Genomic DNA, 19222 nt, shown 5'->3' on the forward strand with positions numbered 1-19222 from the left:
GGGTGGGATCGGTCGGATCGGGGCGAGCCGGAGCCGTCCCCTCAGTCCTGCACCACAGTACCGCCGGTGAGGCGAGCCAGCTCGGGCGCGGACATCGGCCGGTTGAAGACGGGCCCATCCGGCTCCAGGGCCCGGCCGGCGGCCAGGCCGGGCAGCAGCACCGGGGTGAACCCCAGATCACAGGCCAGTTGCCCGACGGCGGCCGCGGCCTCCTCGCTGTCCGAGGCCACTCCCAGCCCTCGCCGCACGGGGCCCGGGGAACGGCCCGCGGTGTCCAGGTCCCAGTGGCTGACGTGGTTCAGGGCCTTCACCACCGTGGCTCCGGAGAACCGGGCGGCCACAACTGAAGAACTGGACCGGCCGGCGTCGAGCCCGGACTGGAGCCAGCCCGGGAGCGGCTCCTCGGCCCAGCGGTTGGTGGCGTCCACGAGGAGGCAGCCGTCCAGCCAGTCCGGGTCCACGGAGTCGAGGTCCTCCTGGGGGACCATCAGCACCACGATCGGCTGTTCCCCACCGTCCTGCGCAATCTCCTCCGCCGCCACCGCGGTGGCCCGGGGAGCGTACTGGGCCAGGTGCAGGCGCATCGCGGTGGGCGGCCGGCTGGACGCGATCCGCACCGGGAGGCCGGCCGAGGCGGCGGCCCGGGCGAGCGAGGTTCCCGCCCGGCCGGCGCCGAGGATGTTGAGGGGGCCGGATGTGCCCGGAAGCCCACTCACGGCGTGACCAGGATGCCGTCCTCATCCGCCCAGAGGGTGGCACCCGGGGTGAAGGTCACACCGCCGAACTGGACGGGGACGTCCATCTCGCCGGCCCCGTCCTTGGCGGACTTGCGGGGGTTGGACCCCAGGGCCTTCACGCCCAGGTCCAGGGTGCGGACCACGGCCCGGTCTCGGATGGCCCCGTGGATGACCACTCCGGCCCAGCCGTTCCGCACGGCGGCCGCGGCGATGAGGTCGCCCATCAGGGCGGACTCCAGGGAGCCGCCGCCATCCACCACGAGGACTGCGCCGTGCCCGGGGGTGTTCAGGATCTGCTTGACCAGCGCGTTGTCCCGGTGGCAGCGGATGGTCCGCACGGGGCCGGTGAACACCGCCCGGGCGCCGAGGTCCTGGAACTGGACCGAACAGGACTGCAGCGTCTCGTCCGCGTCATAGAGGTCGCACGTGGTGAATCCGGCGGTCATCGGATCTCGTTCCGCTGCAGGCCCAGGCCCTCGATCTCCGTCTCCAGGACGTCCCCGGCCTTCAGCCAGGGGCGCCGGCCGGCGTCGTTCTTCCGGGCCAGGGCGACCCCGGCGGGGGTGCCGGTGAGGATGAGGTCCCCGGGCAGCAGGGTGACCATGTCGGAGATGTAGGAGACGAGCTTCTCGGCGCCGAACACGAGGTCCCCGGTGGAGTCCTGCTGCATGACCTCGCCGTTGACGCGGGTGGTGATCGTGGCGCCGGGTGTGTATTCGTCCGGCGTGACCAGCCATGGACCGATCGGCGTGGTCTCCTCCCAGACCTTTCCCTGTGTCCATTCGGTGGTGCGGCCCTGGTAGCCACGGACGGAGACGTCATTGGAGATGGCGTAGCCGGCAATGTGGGCGGCGGCCTGATCCTCGGGGATACGACGGCCGGGCTCACCGATGACGATGCACAGCTCGCCTTCCCAGTCCAGCCGGTGGTCCTCGGCCGGGACGTCGATGGCATCCGTGGCGCCGGTGAGCGTCTGGGCGAACTTGGTGAAGATCGCCGGGTGCTCCGGCAGCTCCAGCCCGGTCTCCAGGATGTGGTTGCGATAGTTCAGCCCGATGCAGAACACCTTGGTGGGGAACGGGATGAGCGTGGCCGGCTCCAGTGCCGAGGCATCCAGCACCCGGGAGGGGTCCTCCGCGGCCGCGGCCAGGGCGGCCTCCACCAGCTCGGTGCGGTTCGGTTCCGGCAGGGACAGGAAGTCCCCGACGTCGATCACGCCTTCCAGCTCGACGGCCGCCGTGGCGCGGGGACCGTCGGTCTCCGTGACGAGTGCGGCGAACGTGGCGCCCGGGGTGTCTGGGTCCGAGTCGGGCAGTCGATAGGTAGAGAGCTTCATGGGGATATCCCACCACACCGCCCGCCCGGTCCGCTCGGCCGATGGGCCGTTGTCAACACCGTCACCCCGTGGAGACCTGGTTCGGTTATCGTGCTCGCGCACTGGCCCTGGCCGCCGTGCAGGACAAGAGCGCGGGGCCGGACGCCGCCCGCGGCCGTGCCGATGCGGTCTACACCCATGTCACCTGGATGGCCTGCGGGAATCTGTCCGAGGGCTACGCGGACGGCGTCTTCCATCCCGGCCGAGCGGTGCAGCGTGGGGAGACCGCCAAGTCGGATGTCTCCCGCCTGGATAAGCGCTACCTCCCGGCGCGGACGCGAACCTGGCCCAGACCCGCGAGTTCCGCACCGGCGCCCGCACGGCGCCCGTCCGGGGGACAATGGAGGCATGTACGCACCGCTCGACCTCCAGACCCCGCTCGTCGCCCAGTGGATCGGCATCCTGTTGGCGGTCGCGGGCCTGGCCGTCGTCGCCCATGGCCTGTGGCGGCGCAAACGCTACCGCGCCCACCTTGACGATGAGGACGCCCGCTACGCAGGGCCGGACCGGCTCAGGGATGCCGTCCGCGAGACCGTCGCCGGCGCCGGGGTGCTGGTGATCGGCGTGGCCGCCATCGTCTACTCGGTCTTCGGCAACCAGGCCTGGCAGGACGCCGTCCAGGACAACGTGGCCGCCAAGTACGGGGTCGAATCCGTGCAGGGCAAGGAATGGCGGGGCAACGCGCTCAACGCGGACGTCACCATGCCAGACGGCACGGTCCACCGGGATGTGCTCATCACCTTCGAGGACTCGGGCGAGCCGCAGATCACCCGGGACCTGACCCAGCCGCCCGAGCAGCCTGAACAGTAGGTCCGGGGTTTGCTACCGTGCACCACGTGACCAGCCCGCAGAACGCCCCCGCATCCACCTACCGCCTGCAGCTCACCGCGGACTTCACGCTCGACAGCGCCCGCGAGATCCTGCCCTACCTGCGGGACCTGGGAGTCGACTGGCTCTACCTCTCCCCGATGCTCGGTGCAGAGGAGGGCTCCACCCACGGCTACGACGTGGTGGACACCACCCAGGTGGACGACGCCCGCGGTGGGGAGACCGGGTTGCGTGAGCTGGCTGAGGCCGTGCACGCGGCCGGCGGCGGAATTCTCGCCGACATCGTGCCGAACCACGTGGGCGTGGCCACCCCCAAGGACAACGCCTGGTGGTGGGACCTGCTCAAGCACGGCCGAGCCTCCAAGTACGCGATGGCCTTCGACATCGACTGGGCCGCCGGGGACTCCCGCATCTGGCTGCCCGTCCTGGGGGACGGCACCGACGAGGACCCGGAGGCCGAGCTCGCGAGGCTGCGCGTGGTGGACGGGGAGCTGCACTACTACGAGAACGTCTTCCCCCTGGCGCCGGGCACCGAGGAGGCGGCGCACGCCGCCGTCGGGAACACGGTTGGGGACACAGCCGGGTGCGAGGCCGGGGAGGAAGCTGTAGCCCGCGCCGCACACGATCTGCAGAACTACCGGCTGATGCCGTGGCGCGAGGCGGACGAGAACCTCAACTACCGCCGCTTCTTCGCGGTCAACTCCCTGGCCGGGGTCCGGGTGGAGATCCCGCGGGTCTTCGCCGAGACCCACCGCGAGATCCTGTCCTGGGTCCGCGACGGACTCGTGGACGGGCTCCGCGTGGACCACCCAGACGGGCTGGCGGATCCGGGCGGATACTTCGAGAACCTGCGGCAGGCCACCGGGGGGATCTACCTGCTCGGGGAGAAGATCTTGGAGTCCGGCGAACGACTGCCCGCCGCCTGGCCCATGGACGGCACCACCGGCTACGACGCCCTTGGCGAGGTGGACCGCATCCTGACGGACCCGGCCGGTGCCCCTGAGCTCGATGAGGTGGCCGGACGGCTCGGTGGGTGGGGCCGCACCGAGGATCCCGCCGGAGAGACGGCGGCCGCCGCCGAGGTGGTGTGGGCGGAGATGATCCACGGGACCAAGCGTGCCGTGGCGGATGGCATGCTCCGCTCCGAGGTCGAACGCCTGGCGCGCCTCGTCCCCGGACTGGTCCCGGACGACGAGGGGACCGGCGAGGACCTCGTCCAGGACGCCCTGGCGGAACTGCTCGCCTGCTTTCCCGTCTACCGTTCCTACCTGCCGACCGGACGCCATCACCTGGACGACGCCGCCGCTGAGGCCGTGCGCCGCCGTCCCGAGCTGGCGGAGGCGGTCGAGGCACTCCTGCCGCTGCTGGCCGATCCGGACCACCCCGTGGGTGAACGCTTCCAGCAGACCTCTGGGATGGTCATGGCCAAGGGTGTAGAGGACACCGCCTTCTACCGGTACACGCGGTTGGCGTCGCTGAACGAGGTCGGCGGGGACCCGTCGTCGTTCGCGCTGGAGTTGAAGCGGTTCCACGAGCTGCAGGGGGATCGGCAGGCGCGCATGCCCCGCACCATGACCACGCTCTCCACGCATGACACCAAACGCAGTGAGGACGTCCGTGCCCGGATCGACGTGCTGTCCGAGATCCCGGGGGAATGGGTCCGCACCCTGGACCGTCTCAGGGAGCTGGCCCCGCTGGGGGACGGCCCGTTCGAGAAGCTGTTGTGGGAGACCATCGTGGGCGCCTGGCCGGTGGACGGCTCCCCACTTCAGACCCAGCGGCTGGCCGACTACGCGCTCAAGGCCGCCCGCGAGGCCGCGACCCGCACCACCTGGACCGAACAGGACGAGGAGTTCGAGGCCGCGCTCGCGGACCTCGCCGAGCGGGCCACCGGGACGGGCGAGCTGCGGGACGAGATCCAGCGCATCGCTGACCGGATCGCCGTTCCCGGCATGACCAATCAGGTGGCCATGAAGCTCATCCAGCTCACCATGCCCGGCATCCCGGACGTCTACCAGGGCACTGAGGTTCCGTTCCCCACCCTCGTGGACCCGGACAACCGCCGGCCCGTGGACTTCCGGGAGCGGACGGCCCTGTTGGCGCGGCTCGACGACGGGTGGGAGCCCGAGTTCCCGGCTCCGGCAGAGTCGGAGGACGGTTCGACCCGGCCCGACGGCGCCGCGCTCGCCGAGTACGCCGCCGGACTGAAGATGCTCATCACCTCCCGCGCCCTGCGCGCCCGCCGGGAGCACCCCGAGTGGTTCACCCGCTACGAGGAGCTCGACGTCCTCGGCGAGGCATCGGACCACGTGGTCGCCTTCACCCGGGGCGGGTGTATCACCGTGGCCACCCGGTGGCCGCTGGGGCTGGAGGATGAAGGCGGATGGGGAGACGCGGCTGTGGTGCTGCCCCGCCAGACCATGGTGGACCTGCTGACCGGGCGCCGCTTCGGCGGGGCCTTCACGGACGGCGCCACGCGTCTGGCCGAGGTCTTCGAACGCCACCCGGTGGCGCTGCTGGTGCCGGAGGACGGGAACACGCTGCGATGAGCGCGGCGAGGATGACCCTGCCGCCCCTGTCCGTGTGGGCACCGCACGCGCGGACGGTGGAGCTGGTGTTCACCGAGCACGAGCCCGGGGCCGTTCATGACGGGGAGAACCGATGGGCGATCGTCGCGTCGGGGGCAATGGAACCCGCCGAGGACGGTTGGTGGGTCCCGGAGGTGCCGGTGGACGCGCCCTTCGGGGCCGACCACGGATACGGCTACCGGGTGGACGGCGAAGGGCCGTTCCCGGACCCGCGCTCGCGGTGCCAGCCGGACACCGTGCACGGGCCCTCACGGCTGTTCGACGCCTCGGCACAGGGCTGGAAGGACGGTGATTGGGCCGGCCGCCCGCTGCGGGGTGCGGTGATCTACGAACTCCACCTCGGCACCTTCACGGACGAGGGAACCCTGGATGCCGCCGCCCAGAAGCTGGACCACCTGGTCTCGCTCGGGGTGACCCACGTGGAACTGCTGCCCGTGAACTCCTTCGGCGGGGGGCACAACTGGGGCTACGACGGCGTCGGCTGGTACGCCGTGGACGCCTCCTACGGTGGGCCGTCGGCCTATCAACGCTTTGTGGACGCCTGCCACGGGGCCGGGCTGGCCGTGATCCAGGACGTGGTCTACAACCACCTCGGACCCTCCGGGAACTACCTCCCGCAGTTCGGCCCGTACCTGACCGAGCACTCCACCGGCTGGGGCAGCGGGCTCAACCTGGACGGCCCGGACTCGGACGAGGTACGCCGGTACATCCTGGACAACGCCCGGATGTGGTTCGAGGACTACCACGTGGACGGGCTCCGGTTGGATGCCGTCCACGCGCTGCGGGACACCCGTGCCGTGCACCTGCTCGAGGAGCTGGCCGCGGAGACGGACGCCCTGTCAGAGCGGCTGGGCCGTCCGCTGGTGCTCGTGGCCGAATCGGACCTGAACGATCCGCGGCTCATCGCGGACCGGCCCGGACCCGGGGCCGATGGTGCGGGCGGCTACGGACTGACGGGGCAGTGGTCGGACGACTTCCACCACGCCGTCCACGTGGCCCTGACCGGGGAGACGGACGGTTACTACGCCGACTTCGCGCCCCTGTCCGCGCTGGCCAAGGTGCTCAACGGCGGGTTCTTCCACGATGGCAGCTGGTCCTCCTTCCGCCAACGCCACCACGGCCGGCCGCTGGGGGAGCACCTCCCGGCCGAGGCCCTGGTGGTCTGTATCCAGAACCACGACCAGGTCGGCAACCGGGCCGCCGGCGATCGCATGGCCGCGAGCCTCGATGAGGGTCAGCTGGTGATCGGCGCCGCCCTGCTGTTGACCGGTCCCTTCACCCCGATGCTCTTCATGGGAGAGGAGTGGGCGGCCTCCACCCCGTGGCAGTTCTTCACAGCGCACCGTGAACCGGAGCTGGCGCAGGCGGTGACGGAGGGCCGGCGCCGGGAGTTCGCCCGCATGGCCTGGAGTCACGACGCGGTGCCGGACCCGCAGTCCCCGGAGACCTTCGCCGCCTCGACGCTGCGGTGGGACGAGGCCGGGACCGGCCGGCACGCCCGGCTGCTGGAGCTCTACCGAACCTTGGCCCGGATCCGCACGGAGCGTCCCGAGCTGACCGATCCCGACCGCTCCACCACCCGCGCGGTGGTGGATGACGAGCGCCACTGGGTGCGAATGGACCGGGGCGTGGCCGCGGAAAGTGGCGCTGGCGCCGACGTCGGACCGGGTTCTGTGGTCCTGCTGGCGGCACTGGGTGCGGAGCCGATGCCGATCCCGGATGAGTTGCGCGGATACCGTCTGCTCGCCGGCCACGGAGCCGACGGCCCGCGCACGGAGGTTCCCGGTGACGCCCGCGTACAACCCCACGGATTCCTGCTCCTCGGGCGCGGCGGTCAGTCGTAGTTCTCTGAGGGGAGTTCGACGGCCTTGAGCATGGTGGTCGTCGGATGCAGCACCACGGCGTCCTCGTCCCGGCGGTGGGGCAGGACGGTCTGGAGGTAGGACTCCAGGGCCTCGTCCAGTGGCACTGACCGGGACTGGTTCTCGGAGAGATACCAGCGGTGTTCGAGCAACTGGTGCATCACCTCGGCGGGTTCGAGCTTGCCGGACAGGTTCGCCGGGATGGACTGGGCCACGGGCTCGAAGACCTCGGTCAGCCAACGGTTCGCCGCCTCGTGCTCGTCCATCTCGGGGTGGTTGACGGCCCGGTACTCGTCGATGTCCCGCAGCAGCCGCCGGGCCTGGTTCTCCTGCACATCCAGGCCGGTCAGTCCCAACAGGCGGCGCTGGTGGTGACCCGGGTCCACGACCTTGGGCTGCAGCACCAGTTCGGAGCCGCCCCGGGTGGTGCGGATGGCGTACTCCTCCACATCGAAGCCGAGGGAGTTCAAGCGGCGGATCCGCTCCTCGACCCGCCAGCGCTCGCCGGGCCGGAAGGACATGTCCGCGGTGAGCTCCTCCCACAGCCGGCGGTAGGCATCGATGATCAGCTGCGAGGTGGCCACGGGGTCCACGTCCCCCTCCACCAGGCCGCCGGACATCAGGTCCATCAGCTCACCGGCCACGTTGACCCGGGCCAGCTCCAGGTCATGCTCCCGCTGGCCGCGGGACAGGGAGGGATGCAGTTCACCGGTCTCGGCATCCACCAGGTAGGCGGCGAAGGCGCCTGCGTCACGGCGGAACAGGGTGTTGGACAGGGAGACGTCCCCCCAGTAGAAGCCGGCCAGGTGCAGCTCCACGAGCAGCAGGGCGAGGGCGTCGATCAGCCGGGTCAGGGTGTCCCGGTGCAGCCGCCGGGAGAACACGGCGCGGTAGGGCAGCGAGAACCGCAGGTGCCGGGTCACGAGCACCGGCGGCAGGGGCTCGCCGTCCGGGTCGGTGCGGCCGGCGACCACGGCCACCGGCTCCACACAGGGGACATCCAACCGTTCGAGCCGGCGCAGCAACTGGTATTCGCGGCGGGCCGAGAACTCCGTGGTCTCCTTCACCGCGACCACGGCACCCTCGAGGTGGGCGAACCGCACCACGTGCCGGGACAGCCCACGGGGGAGGGCGGCGAGGGCGGACTCGGGCCACTCGGCCAAGGGCACGTCCCAGGGCAGGGCGATCAGCGCCGCAGTGTCCACGGCAGTGCCCGAGGTGGTGATGTCCAGACCGGAACGCGGTGTCATGACACGGCAGTGTCCTCCCTCAGCTGGCCCGAGTCCAGCCGCAGCAGGCGGTCCGCCACGGGGGCCACCGGCCCGGGCTCGGCGGTGGCGTACAGAGTGGTGACATCCAGGGTGCGGGCCAGGCTGCGGATCAGCTCCGCCGTGTGGTCCTTCAGGGCCGGGGGCAGAGCGGTGAGAGGATCGTCCATGAGCAGCACGGCAGGCCGGCGGACCACGGCCCGCGCGAGTGCCACCTGCTGGCGTTGCGGGCCGGTCAGCCGCTCGGGTGTCCAGCCGAGCTGCTCCTCCAGGTCCAGGAGGCGAGCAGCCTCCCGGACCCGGTCCTGCCGTTCTGCCGGGGGGACGCCGGCCACCCGCAGGGCGAAGCTCATGTTCTCCTGCACGTCCATGTGCGGGTAGAGGGCATAGTTCTGGAAGACGATCACCGCGTCACGGTCGTGCGCCGGCACCTCGGTCACGTCCACGCCACCGATCAGCACGCGCCCGGTACCCGGCGGCTCCTGCCCGGCCACGACCCGCAGCAGTGTGGACTTGCCGCTGCGCAGGTCACCGGCGACCACCGTGAACCGGCCGTCCTGGGCCCAGAGGTCCAGCCCGTCCAGGGCGGGGGTCCGCGCTGAAGGGTACTGGACGGTGATGCCGCGCAGCTCTACGGACGCCATGAACGCACCGCTTCCAGCACGGAGGCCACGTCCGCCGGCCCGCCGATCCTGAACTGCGCTCCGGTCTCTCCGGGGCCGACCTTGATGGACACGTCCCGGGCCGGGTCCAGCCGGGCGAATCCCGTCTCGTCCGTCACGTCGTCCCCGGCGAACAACACCGCTTCCGCCCCGGTGACAGACCTCAGCAGGTCCAGCCCCTGGCCCTTGTCCGCCCGCACCACGGCGACCTCCAGCACGTCCTTGCCGTGCCCGACGAAGAAGGGTGCCAGGCCGGCCAGCCCGGCCAGCTCGCCCAACGCCTCTTCGGCCTCGGCCACGGCCCGGCGCCTCGCCTCGTCTGAACGGGCCAGTCGCACCTGCAGCACCCGGCCCGCCGGCTTGGTCTCCACCCACGAGTCCGGATACCGGGCTGCCACGGGCTCCAACACCTGCCCGACGGCGGCCAGGGCCCGAGCCTGTTCCTCGTCCAGTTCCAGCGGGGGCGCCTCCGGGCCGAGGCGGCGCTCGGCGCCGTGCGAACCGATGAGGAGCGTCGACTCCGGGGGCGAGGCGACAGCCAGCAGTGATTCCAGGGCTCGGCCGGAGACCAGCGCCGTGTGAACGCCCGGGAGTCCCGCCAGGGTGGCCAGCGCGCTGGCGTTCGCCGGCAGGGGGCGGGCGTTCTCGGCCAGGTCCACGAGCTCGGCCATGACCCCGTCGAAGTCCAGCGCCACGAGGATCGATTCCCGCGCGGCGAACTCCTGCAGGGCGGTGGCCAGCCCCGGACCGGTCATCGTTCGTCCTCCGGTGTGGAACCGTCAGCCGTCCCGCTCCCGTCGAAGGGTTCGTCGACCTCGTGGTCCCGGCGCTCGCGGTCGTCGTCGGTGTCCATGAAGGCCGACTGCTGTCCGCCGTCCTCCGGTCCGGAGCGTTCCGCCGGGACCGCACCGCCGAGGCGGTCGAGGAAGTCCCGGGACCACTTGTTCACGTCATGGGTGATGAGCTGCCGGTGCATCGACTTCATGCGCTTGGTGGCCTCACCGGCGGACATCTCGGTGGCCTCCATGATGGCCTCCTTCAGCCCGTCGATGTCATGGGGGTTGACCAGCAGGGCCTTGCGCAACTGGTCCGCGGCCCCGGCGAACTCAGAGAGCACCAGCACCCCGCCCCAGCCGCCGCGGGCCGCCACATACTCCTTGGCCACGAGGTTCATCCCGTCCCGCAGCGCCGTCACCAGCATGACGTCGGCGGCCAGGTAGAGCGCCACCATCTCCTCGACCGGATAGGAGTGGTGCAGGTACCGGATGGCGGTGTGGCCCATGGTGTCGAAGGTGCCGTTGACGCGGCCGACGGACAGCTCGATCTCGTCCCGCAGCTCCTTGTAGGAGTCCACGCCCTCCCGGGACGGGCTGGCCACCTGCACCAGGCAGGCGTCCTCCACGCTCAGCCGGCCGTCCTCGAGCAGCTCGGAGAAGGCCTTGATGCGGTGCCGGATGCCCTTGGTGTAGTCGAGACGGTCAACGCCCAGGAGGATGGTGCTCGGGTTGCCGAGCTCCTCGCGGATCTGCCGGGCGCGGGCCTGGATGTCCGGGTCCTGGGCCAGGTCCGTGATGGTGTCCACGTCGATCGAGATGGGGAAGGCGGCCGCGCCCACGGTGCGGGCGCCGCCGTCGTGCTCCTTCACCTGGACCGTATTGGAACGGAACGAGGAGCCCAGGATGCGCCGCACGGCGCCCTGGAAGTTCGAGACGTCCGAGCGGCGCTGGAAGCCGATCAGGTCCGCGCCGAGCAGGCCCTCGAGCACCGGGCGGCGCCACGGCAGCTGCGCGTAGATCTCGACCGGTGGGAACGGGATGTGGTGGAAGTAGCCGATCCGCAGGTCCGGGCGGAGCCGGCGCAGGATCCGGGGCACCAGCTGCAGCTGGTAATCCTGCACCCAGACCGTGGCCCCCTTGGCGGCGGTGGCGGCCGCGGCATGGGCGAAGCGCGCATTGACCCGCTGATAGGTGTCCCACCACTGCCGGTGGAATTCCGGGCGGGCGATGACGTCGTGATAGAGCGGCCAGAGGGTGGAATTGGAGAACCCCTCGTAGTACTCGACCAGCTCCCGCTCGGTCAGGGCCACGGGGACCAGGTGCATGCCCTCATAGGTGAAGGGCTCCAGCGGCTCGTCCAGCTCCTCCTCCGGGGAACCGCCCCATCCGACCCATGCGCCCTCCTGCCGGGTCATGATGGGCGCCAGCGCGGTGACCAGGCCTCCGGGCGATCGGCGCCACGAGCTGGTGCCGTCCTCCTCGAGCACGCGGTCCACTGCCAGGCGGTTGGCCACGACCACCAGGTCGGAGTGGCCGGGCGCCGGTGGATCCCCGGCCAGCTTCTCGACGAACGGTACGGTGCCGGTGGGGATGTCGACGGTGGTGTTGTTCACTGCGGACCTCCTTGTCCTCGTCCGTTCCCGAGCCTATCGCCAGGGACCGCCCTGACGGGTTGCCACAGTGTGAACAGGTTTCTCAGGTTGGCCCGGTAGTCTGGCCCACGGCCCGCCGATGGATGGTATGGGGGATACCGGCCGGCTACACGACACCGCAGCGACCCCGAGAGTCAGGACGACAGGCAGGACCATGGCGACTAGCAAGAATCAGACGAAGGCCGAACGGCAGCAGACCGCCCGTGAGAAGGCCCGGCAGATGCAGGAGGAGCAGCGCCGCCAGGAGAAGCGGCGTTCCCTCATGGTGCGCTGGGGCGTCGTCATCGGCGTCGTGGTGGTCATCGCCGTGGTGATCGGCGTCATCTTCATGAACTCGTCCCGCTCCATTCCCGACGCCGGCCCCGCGCCGAGCGCGGGCAACGACCAGGGCGGTATCACCCTCACCTCCACCTCCGAACTCGCCCCGGGCGACGAAGGCCTCGAGGAGGTCGACGCCACGACCGTCGAGATCCCGGAGGCCACCGGCGAGCAGCCCGAGACCGTCCCCGGTGCGGAGGCCCGCCCGGCCGGTGAACCGGCCCAGATCATCGTCTACGCCGACGCCAACTGCGTGCACTGTGCCAGCTTCGAGACGGAGAACGCCGAGCAGCTGAACCAGTGGCTGGACGCCGGCGAGGTCACCGTGGAGTACCGCATGCTGGACTTCCTGGACAACCCCGCCACCGGCAATTACTCCTCCCGCGCCGCCAACGCGGCGACCTGCGTGGCGGAGAACTCCCCGGAGAACTACAACTCCTTCCTCAGCGAGGTCTTCGGGTCCTACACCGGCCATGGCGGTCAGGGCCTGAGCGACGACGAGCTCAAGGACATGGCCTCCGGCCTGGGAGCCGACATCGACTCCTGCGTGGACGGCAACACCTACCGTCCCTACGTGAAGTACTCCGGCGCCCAGGCCCGTGCCGCGGGCGTGGCGGGTACCCCGTCCGTGTGGGTCCAGGGCGAGAACTGGGCCACCGCCGAGCAGGGCCAGTCCTTCACCGACTGGGCCCAGGGCATCATGGACGCGTCCTGATCGCCTGATCCGCTACTCTGGAAGGGCCGGTTTCCGTCCACGTCAGCAGACTTGCTGACAGGTACGGTGCCGGCCCTTCTCGCCTCCTTAGCTCAGCTGGCCAGAGCACCTGTCTTGTAAACAGGGGGTCACCGGTTCGAATCCGGTAGGGGGCTCCATGGAGGGGCGAGAGCCCGCTTGTCCTGGAGGAACTATGCCCCTTGTCATCGCAACCCCGCCGACGCATCGAGCGGAACCGGTCCGCGCTTCCCCGTACGCGTCGCCCGGAATCCTGCGCAGGACTCTTGCCGTGGTCATGGCCCTGGCCCTGACTGCCGTTCTGACCCTGTCGGCCGCTCCCGTCCTGGCCGCCAGCACTGCCACTGCCACGAACACCGCCTCCTTCTCGGACGTCCCCGAGGACTCCACGTTCTACCAGCCCGTCATGTGGATGGTGCGATCCGGGATCACCACAGGGCGGTCCGGGACGTCGACCTTCGGCGTGGCCGACCACCTCAACCGCGCCGAGGCCTCAGCCCTTCTATACCGACTGATGAAACCGAGGTTTTCTCCCCCGTCCTCCAGCGGCTTCCCGGACGTTGAGGACACCCGCAACTGGGACTACGCCCCGATCACCTGGATGGTCTCCCGGAAGATGGTCACCGGCTACGCCGACGGGGAGTTCAAGCCGCTACGGCACATCACCCGCGGGGAGCTGGCCAAACTGCTCTACATGGTTGCAGACCCTGTCTACTCGGCCCCGTCCGGAAAGCCCTTCACGGATGTGAGGCGCGGCGACGCGTACCACCCGTACATCTCCTGGTTGAAGCACATCGGCGCCTCTCACGGTTACAGCAGCGACGGCACGTTCCGCCCGGCCCAGCCCATCACCCGGGGCGAGGCGTCCCAACTCATCCGGGCGGTGGCCGACGTCCTCGGCTTCGATACCTCCGTGGTGCCGGCCGACTTCACTGTCAAGGGGGCCGGCTGGGGACATGGTGTGGGCATGAGTCAGTACGGAGCGGCGGCCATGGCCCGCGGCGGCAGCTCGGTGGAGCAGATCCTGCACCACTACTACAGTCCGGCCCAGCGGATCTGGTCCTCATCCCGGGCGGCCCAGAACATCCGCGTTCACCTGCTCTCCACCGAGTCCACCTCCATCGACGGATCCGGCTCCGTGCGTGTTCGCACGAGCGGGGACGCGGCCGTGCCGCAGACCGCCGGCGCCGTGCAGCTGACAGAACAGGCCGGCACCGTGGCGGTGACCATGCCGGACGGCACACGGACGCGGGGGTCCTCGGTGGTCCTCGAGTGGACCGGAACGCGATTCTGGTCCGGCCAGCCGTCCACGGTCACCGTTCCGCGAGCCAACGGCTCCAGCAACGACCTCGTGCTGCGTCATGGCAAGCTCGTGGTCACCGTGGTCAACGGCAAGCTCAACGTCGTCACTGAGCTGCGCATGAACGACGAATACCTCTACGGCCTGGCAGAGATGCCGTCCTCCTGGCCCGCCGCGGCACTGCAGGCGCAGGCGGTGGCCGGTCGAGCCTATGCGTTGCGCAACATGGGGTCACTGAAGGCCGAGTGCGCGTGCCACGTCTGGGATGAGACCCAGTCCCAGAAGTTCACGGGATGGGCCAAGGAGGACGAGCACACGGGTAGCACCCACTGGGGTGCCCGCTGGACGGCGGCAGTGGACGCCACGCTCAGACGCGATGCCTCCCGCCGGCCGGTCACGGCCCTGAGCCTGTGGCACAACGGCTCCGTGGCCGATGCCACCTACTATTCCTCCAGTGGCGGGCACACCCGCAACTCCGGTGATGTGTGGTCCGGCACCACCGTGCCGTACTTGACGGCCCGTCCCGATCCCTACAGTGTTTCCGCGGCGGCCAATAACCCGAACGCCTCGTGGACTCAGTCCGTCAGCCAGGCTGCCTTGGCGCGGGCCTTCGGTCTGAAGGAGATCGTGGCTGTGCGTGTCACGAGGGGCAGCGACCTGAGCGCCCAGACCGTCACCGCGTCCAACAAGGACGGCGCCACCAGGGAGTTGACCGGCACCGAGTTCCGGTCCGCGGTCGGCACCAAGTCGGCGTGGGTCTTCTCAGTGACGCCGCGCTAGAAGACAGATGAAACGGTGAAGTATCGAGGGTTTCGCCGGTCCTCGCGAGGATCTATTTCACCTTCCTATACCGGCCGTTCCCAGCTTCCCTGCCATACGTGCGGTATGCGGCGGTCATCGCCCGGAGCGGTCTGTCAGCCAGGCCTTGAGGTCGCCGTGCTGCTCGGGGTTGTACAACATCGAGTCGGCCGTCGAGTAGACCGAGGGGACGCCGCGGAGCCCGAAGTCGGAGAAGTCTGACATGGCGGCGGTGATCTGTGGGGCCCCACCGTCCTCGGTGACGCACTGCTCGACCGACGCGGCACCTCCGCCGATCTCATCGGCCTGGGTCACCAGGGTGGCATCGTCCGGCTGGGCCGTGGCCTGCTCGAAGAGCCAGGACTGGAAGGCGTGCAGCTTGTTGCCGGCTGCCTCGTTCCCACTCCCGGTGCCCGCTTCCAGCGAATCCTCCAGGCAGTAGTACGCGTTGGCGGCCCGCGTGGACCAGGACTCCGGGTCGCCCCGGCCCAGGAAGTCCACGATGCGGTAGTCGGCCTCCAGTTCGCCACCGGACACCAGGCCGTGGATCAGGCCCCCGTTCTGCTCGTGGAAGGCCGCGCAATGCGGGCAGGCGAAGTCCTCGAAGATCTGCACCCCGGACGCCTCGGTCCCGGCCGTCTGCTGCGGTGCAGAGGACGAGGAAGCGGCAGGATCGGAGGAGCCGCCGTGCTCGGCATTGCGGATGGCATCGGCGCAACCCGTCAGAGCCACCACGGTGGCCGCCGCCAGGGCAAGGGTGACACCGAGCCGCGCCGGCCGGGGGGAGGATGTGGGGCAGGACGAAGTGGTGTCAGTGCTCTCGGCCGGTTTGGTGCGCATGACTGCCATCCTAGGGGCACGTCCGGGGCGACTGCGGCGCCGTTTTCTGGTTCATCGCCTGTTCTGGTAGGCTTTCATAGCTGTTGGCCCCTCGTCAGAGTGCTGGCCTGGCATGATGGATCTTTAGCTCAGTTGGTTAGAGCGTTCGCTTCACACGCGAGAGGTCGCTGGTTCGAGTCCAGTAAGATCCACCACATCCTGAAGGGCCCGGAGCGGGCCCTTCAGTCGTTAACAGGACGGCATCTCACAGGACAGTACAGTGTTGTCCGGCGCCCACCGGATCAGGATGTGGTGGCGGCTCGGCAGGGAAGGGAGCGGCAGTGGAGAAGATCCCCGAAACCCGGTCTGGTCATCGGCACGCGCAGGAACCGCCCGCCGATCTCGCCCAGATCCCCATCATCAAGCCCTCCCGGCGCTCGCCGGAGGACTACCTCGACGCCACCACCGGCACGGGCCCCGAGGCCGATCCGGAGACCGTGCCTGCCCCGACGTTGGCCATCGACTTCGCGCTCGGCCCGGCAGCCGAGGCCGCCGGGCTCCCCGCGACGGGTGAGCATCCCACGGCGCCGACCCCCACCCAGTCAGTCGAGACCGCTGACCCGGTGCGCACGGATTCCGGCACCACCGTGGTGGGTGGACCGACCGCCCCGGGTGGGGAAGCCGGCGTCGGGCCGACCGATGCACGGCCGGCCGACGGGCCGCCGGGCGATGCGACCCTGACCGACACCCCGCTGACGGAACCGCCGGCCTCTGACCCGGTGCCACAATCCGTGCTGGCGCCCTCCGAGCCGACCACGGGGGAGACCCCGGCGACGGCCCCGATCGGCACCACCGGCACGGTTGGCGTCCCGGAGCGGGAGAAGAAGCCGTCGAAGGGCCGCCTGCGGTTCTCGGGCGGCTCCGCCTTCAAGCGGATGATGTACTCGGAGCCGCTGCCGACCCAGACGTTGTCCATCGTGGACCGGATCGCCACCAGCCCGTATGCCAACCCGTACCTGCGCACCACCCGCAACGCGGACGCTGATGCCCGGACCACCCTGGACTTCGCGCTGAAACTCGGCGAGACCATGTTCCGCTTCGGGGCCGGCGCCCTCGAGGTGGAGACCTCGATCATCGTGGTGACCCAGGCCTTCGGTGTCCACGAGACCGAGGTGGACATCACCAACCAGTCCATCGCCCTGAATTACGCGCCCAGCGGGAAGACCCCGTACTCCCTGCACCGCGTGGTGCGGTCCTGGTCGCAGAATTATGCCGGGCTGGCCCTGCTGCACCGTCTGGTCGCCGCGGTGGCCGCCGGCGAGATGGACCGGGACGAGGCGCAGCAGACCCTGGCTGACATCCGGCACAAGCCCAAGCCCTTCCCAGGTTGGTTGACCACCGTGGCCGCGGGTCTGTTCTCCGCCACCTTCGTGGTGTTCATCGGCGGCGGTGTGATCGGCGCCGGGGTGGCCTTCCTGTCCATGATGCTGATGATGACCGTGGTGGACCTGCTGGGCAAGGCGCGGATCCCGGAGTTCTTCTCCATCATGGCCGGCGGCTTCATCGCCACCATGATCGCGCTGGTGCTGTACACGTTGGACGTGGACCTCGCGCCGTCCCTCGTGGTGGCCGGCGGGATCATGCTGCTGTTGCCCTCGGGGCGCTTCGTCTCGGCCGTGCAGGATGCCATCAACGGCTTCCCGGTCACGGCGGCCGGCCGTTTCGTCTCGGCCTTCCTGGTCTTCGCCGCCCTGATCGCCGGGATCGTGGCCGCCGCCGTGTTCTCCTCCATGCTCGGGGTCCGCGAGCTCGACCTGGCCCAAGAGCCCTTCGCGGACTATCCCGTGTGGCTGCTGGGCATCCTGGTGTTCGCAGCCGCCACCTGGAACTCCATCTTCGAGCAGTCCGAATGGCGACTGCTGCTGCCCACCGCCGTGGTGTCCCTGGCCGGCTTTGCCGTGTATGTGGGTGCCGAGTTCATCGGTGTCGGGTCCCGGTTGACCCCCGCCATCGCCGCCGTGGCGATCGGCGCCCTGGGCCGCTACGTGGCCCTGCGCATGGGTGCACCTCAGCTCGTCGTCGCCGTCCCCGGCATCCTCTTCCTGCTGCCGGGTCTGACCATCTTCCGTTCCATGTACAAGATCGCCATGGACACGGGGGAGATGATGGAGGGCGTCATCGGGCTCTTCAACGCCGCCGTCGTCATCATGGCCATCGCGGCGGGCGTGGTCCTCGGCGACACCATCGCGCGTCCGTTCACCACGGCCTTCCAGGCCAACGAACGGCGCCGCATCGGCCGTCGCTGACGCGTCTCTCAGCCGATGCGCCAGTCGATCGGGGTGGCTCCAGCCTGCTGAAGCAACTCGTTCGTCCGGCTGAAGGGCTTCGAACCGAAGAACCCGCGGCGTGCGGACAGCGGCGAGGGATGCGCGGACTCGACGATCCCCACTGGACTGTCCGGTGGCGCACACTCCTGCAATATGGGGGCCATCTTCCGCGCATCGGCGCCCCAGAGGATCGCCACGAGCGGTGTGCCGCGGGAGGCCAAGGCCTGGACGGCGGTCTGCGTGATGCCCTCCCAGCCGAGCCTGCGGTGGCTGGCCGGCTCCCCGGCGGCCACTGTCAGCACGCGGTTGAGCAGCAGGACACCTTGGTCCGCCCACACGCTCAGGTCCCCGTGGGCGGCGGGCGGCACGCCCACATCGCTGGAGAGCTCCCGGTAGATGTTCGTCAGTGAGCGCGGCAACGGGGACACGTGCCGGTCCACCGCGAAGCTCATCCCGATCGGGTGTCCCGGCGTCGGGTATGGGTCCTGCCCCAAAATGAGCACCTTCACCTGCTCGAAGGGCTGCCGGAAGGCGCGCAGCACGTTCTCCGGCGCGGGCAGGATCTGCTCTCCGGCCGCGCGTCGGGCCTGGATGTTCTGCCCGACGGCGGCCAGGGCCTCGCGCTGCGAGGCCAGGGCGTGTTCCCAGCCGGGATCCAAGGGGGCGATGAGGTCCACGTCGGCAGACTACCGGTCCGGCCGGCGTCCTGCGTCCAGGCACCGACCCTCAGCGGCCCGGGCGAATGACACCGGTGTAGTTTCGGCCGGTAGACTGTGGAGTACCCCGTTGGAAGGACTCCTCATGACTGCAGCGAACGCCGCCGAGCCGGACGGTGCACCGACTCCGTCGGAGAGTGCCGTGGATCCCGCCGTGGACGCCTTGTCCGAGCGCGACCGGGACATCCTGGACTTCGAGGACCAGTGGTGGAAATACGGCGGGGCCAAGGACCAGGCCATTCGCGACCGGTTCTCCCTCTCGGCCACCACGTACTACCAGGTGCTCAACGGTCTGCTGGACTGTCAGGAGGCGCTGGCGCACAAGCCCATGCTTGTCAAGAGATTGCGTAGACTACGGACCACGCGCCACCGTGCACGCAGTGCCCGGCGGCAGGAGGCCTGAGTACCGCACCGGCGGTCGGGCCGTGTCCATCTCCATGACGTCCCCCGCTCATCCGGGAGC

At 70.0% G+C, this 19222-nt stretch carries 16 protein-coding genes and 2 tRNA genes; 9 read left to right on the forward strand and 9 right to left on the reverse strand.

Annotated elements, in window-relative coordinates:
- Nucleotides 1-41: 41 nt before the first annotated feature.
- Genes BOSE125_RS01455 through BOSE125_RS01465 form a run of 3 tightly spaced genes read right to left on the reverse strand, consistent with a single transcriptional unit; the run spans nucleotide 42 to nucleotide 2073 of the window.
- Nucleotides 42-716 carry an NADPH-dependent F420 reductase gene (locus BOSE125_RS01455; protein ID WP_201301110.1) on the reverse strand — a complete coding sequence of 225 codons (675 nt, stop codon included), beginning with the start codon at nucleotides 714-716 and terminating at the stop codon, nucleotides 42-44.
- Nucleotides 713-1183, reverse strand: coding sequence for a ribonuclease E activity regulator RraA (gene rraA / locus BOSE125_RS01460; protein ID WP_159549019.1), 471 nt, complete (start codon nucleotides 1181-1183; stop codon nucleotides 713-715). The genes BOSE125_RS01455 and rraA overlap by 4 nt, the downstream gene beginning before the upstream one ends.
- The gene (locus tag BOSE125_RS01465) at nucleotides 1180-2073 is read right to left on the reverse strand and encodes a fumarylacetoacetate hydrolase family protein (RefSeq protein WP_159549022.1); all 894 of its coding nucleotides are present in this window, start codon (nucleotides 2071-2073) and stop codon (nucleotides 1180-1182) included. The genes rraA and BOSE125_RS01465 overlap by 4 nt, the downstream gene beginning before the upstream one ends.
- A 387-nt stretch (nucleotides 2074-2460) precedes the next feature.
- Between BOSE125_RS01465 and BOSE125_RS01470 the strand changes: the two genes are divergently transcribed.
- From BOSE125_RS01470 to treZ, 3 genes are read left to right on the forward strand one after another with little or no spacing between them, the layout of a single operon-like run.
- Complete coding sequence (locus BOSE125_RS01470; protein ID WP_159549025.1) at nucleotides 2461-2922, forward strand: hypothetical protein; 462 nt, start codon at nucleotides 2461-2463, stop codon at nucleotides 2920-2922.
- Nucleotides 2923-2939: 17 nt separating this feature from the next.
- On the forward strand, nucleotides 2940-5489 hold the full coding sequence (gene treY, locus BOSE125_RS01475) for a malto-oligosyltrehalose synthase (RefSeq protein ID WP_159549028.1): 2550 nt from the start codon (nucleotides 2940-2942) through the stop codon (nucleotides 5487-5489).
- An 11-nt stretch (nucleotides 5490-5500) separates the two neighbouring features.
- Nucleotides 5501-7372 carry a malto-oligosyltrehalose trehalohydrolase gene (gene treZ, locus BOSE125_RS01480; protein WP_236557760.1) on the forward strand — a complete coding sequence of 624 codons (1872 nt, stop codon included), beginning with the start codon at nucleotides 5501-5503 and terminating at the stop codon, nucleotides 7370-7372.
- On the opposite strand, the gene BOSE125_RS01485 is transcribed toward treZ, so the two are convergent.
- From BOSE125_RS01485 to BOSE125_RS01500, 4 genes are read right to left on the reverse strand one after another with little or no spacing between them, the layout of a single operon-like run.
- The gene (locus tag BOSE125_RS01485; protein ID WP_159549034.1) at nucleotides 7363-8640 is read right to left on the reverse strand and encodes a DUF4032 domain-containing protein; all 1278 of its coding nucleotides are present in this window, start codon (nucleotides 8638-8640) and stop codon (nucleotides 7363-7365) included. The two genes, treZ and BOSE125_RS01485, sit on opposite strands and share 10 nt — an antisense overlap.
- Nucleotides 8637-9302, reverse strand: a complete 666-nt coding sequence (locus BOSE125_RS01490; RefSeq protein WP_159549036.1) for an ABC transporter ATP-binding protein — start codon at nucleotides 9300-9302, stop codon at nucleotides 8637-8639. Before BOSE125_RS01490 ends, BOSE125_RS01485 begins: the two co-directional genes overlap by 4 nt.
- On the reverse strand, nucleotides 9290-10075 hold the full coding sequence (gene otsB, locus BOSE125_RS01495; RefSeq protein WP_159549038.1) for a trehalose-phosphatase: 786 nt from the start codon (nucleotides 10073-10075) through the stop codon (nucleotides 9290-9292). Before otsB ends, BOSE125_RS01490 begins: the two co-directional genes overlap by 13 nt.
- Nucleotides 10072-11655: a trehalose-6-phosphate synthase gene (locus BOSE125_RS01500; RefSeq protein WP_236558097.1), complete on the reverse strand. Its 1584-nt coding sequence runs from the start codon at nucleotides 11653-11655 to the stop codon at nucleotides 10072-10074. Before BOSE125_RS01500 ends, otsB begins: the two co-directional genes overlap by 4 nt.
- 247 nt (nucleotides 11656-11902) lie before the next feature.
- Between BOSE125_RS01500 and BOSE125_RS01505 the strand changes: the two genes are divergently transcribed.
- The 3 genes from BOSE125_RS01505 to BOSE125_RS01515 all read left to right on the forward strand — a co-directional run bounded on the left by BOSE125_RS01505 (nucleotide 11903) and on the right by BOSE125_RS01515 (nucleotide 14879).
- Entirely contained in the window at nucleotides 11903-12781 is an 879-nt protein-coding gene (locus BOSE125_RS01505) for a thioredoxin domain-containing protein (protein ID WP_159549042.1), read from the forward strand.
- 81 nt (nucleotides 12782-12862) lie between these two features.
- Nucleotides 12863-12939, forward strand: a tRNA-Thr gene (locus BOSE125_RS01510).
- 35 nt (nucleotides 12940-12974) lie between these two features.
- A complete protein-coding gene (locus BOSE125_RS01515; RefSeq protein ID WP_159549044.1) occupies nucleotides 12975-14879 on the forward strand; it encodes a SpoIID/LytB domain-containing protein in 1905 nt (634 codons plus the stop codon).
- Nucleotides 14880-14993: 114 nt separating this feature from the next.
- Here the strand turns inward: BOSE125_RS01515 and BOSE125_RS01520 are convergent, their stop codons facing one another.
- Nucleotides 14994-15737: a thioredoxin domain-containing protein gene (locus tag BOSE125_RS01520; RefSeq protein WP_159549046.1), complete on the reverse strand. Its 744-nt coding sequence runs from the start codon at nucleotides 15735-15737 to the stop codon at nucleotides 14994-14996.
- Between the two features lie 117 nt (nucleotides 15738-15854).
- Between BOSE125_RS01520 and BOSE125_RS01525 the strand changes: the two genes are divergently transcribed.
- Nucleotides 15855-15931: transfer RNA gene (locus BOSE125_RS01525), tRNA-Val, on the forward strand.
- A 126-nt stretch (nucleotides 15932-16057) separates the two neighbouring features.
- Complete coding sequence (locus BOSE125_RS01530) at nucleotides 16058-18022, forward strand: threonine/serine exporter ThrE family protein (RefSeq protein ID WP_236557761.1); 1965 nt, start codon at nucleotides 16058-16060, stop codon at nucleotides 18020-18022.
- A gap of 8 nt (nucleotides 18023-18030) precedes the next feature.
- Here the strand turns inward: BOSE125_RS01530 and BOSE125_RS01535 are convergent, their stop codons facing one another.
- Nucleotides 18031-18720: a uracil-DNA glycosylase gene (locus tag BOSE125_RS01535; protein WP_159549048.1), complete on the reverse strand. Its 690-nt coding sequence runs from the start codon at nucleotides 18718-18720 to the stop codon at nucleotides 18031-18033.
- Between the two features lie 124 nt (nucleotides 18721-18844).
- Between BOSE125_RS01535 and BOSE125_RS01540 the strand changes: the two genes are divergently transcribed.
- Nucleotides 18845-19162: a DUF3263 domain-containing protein gene (locus tag BOSE125_RS01540; protein ID WP_159549050.1), complete on the forward strand. Its 318-nt coding sequence runs from the start codon at nucleotides 18845-18847 to the stop codon at nucleotides 19160-19162.
- Nucleotides 19163-19222 lie beyond the last annotated feature (60 nt).

The sequence above is a fragment of the Citricoccus sp. K5 genome (genome assembly GCF_902506195.1).
Taxonomy (GTDB): domain Bacteria; phylum Actinomycetota; class Actinomycetes; order Actinomycetales; family Micrococcaceae; genus Citricoccus.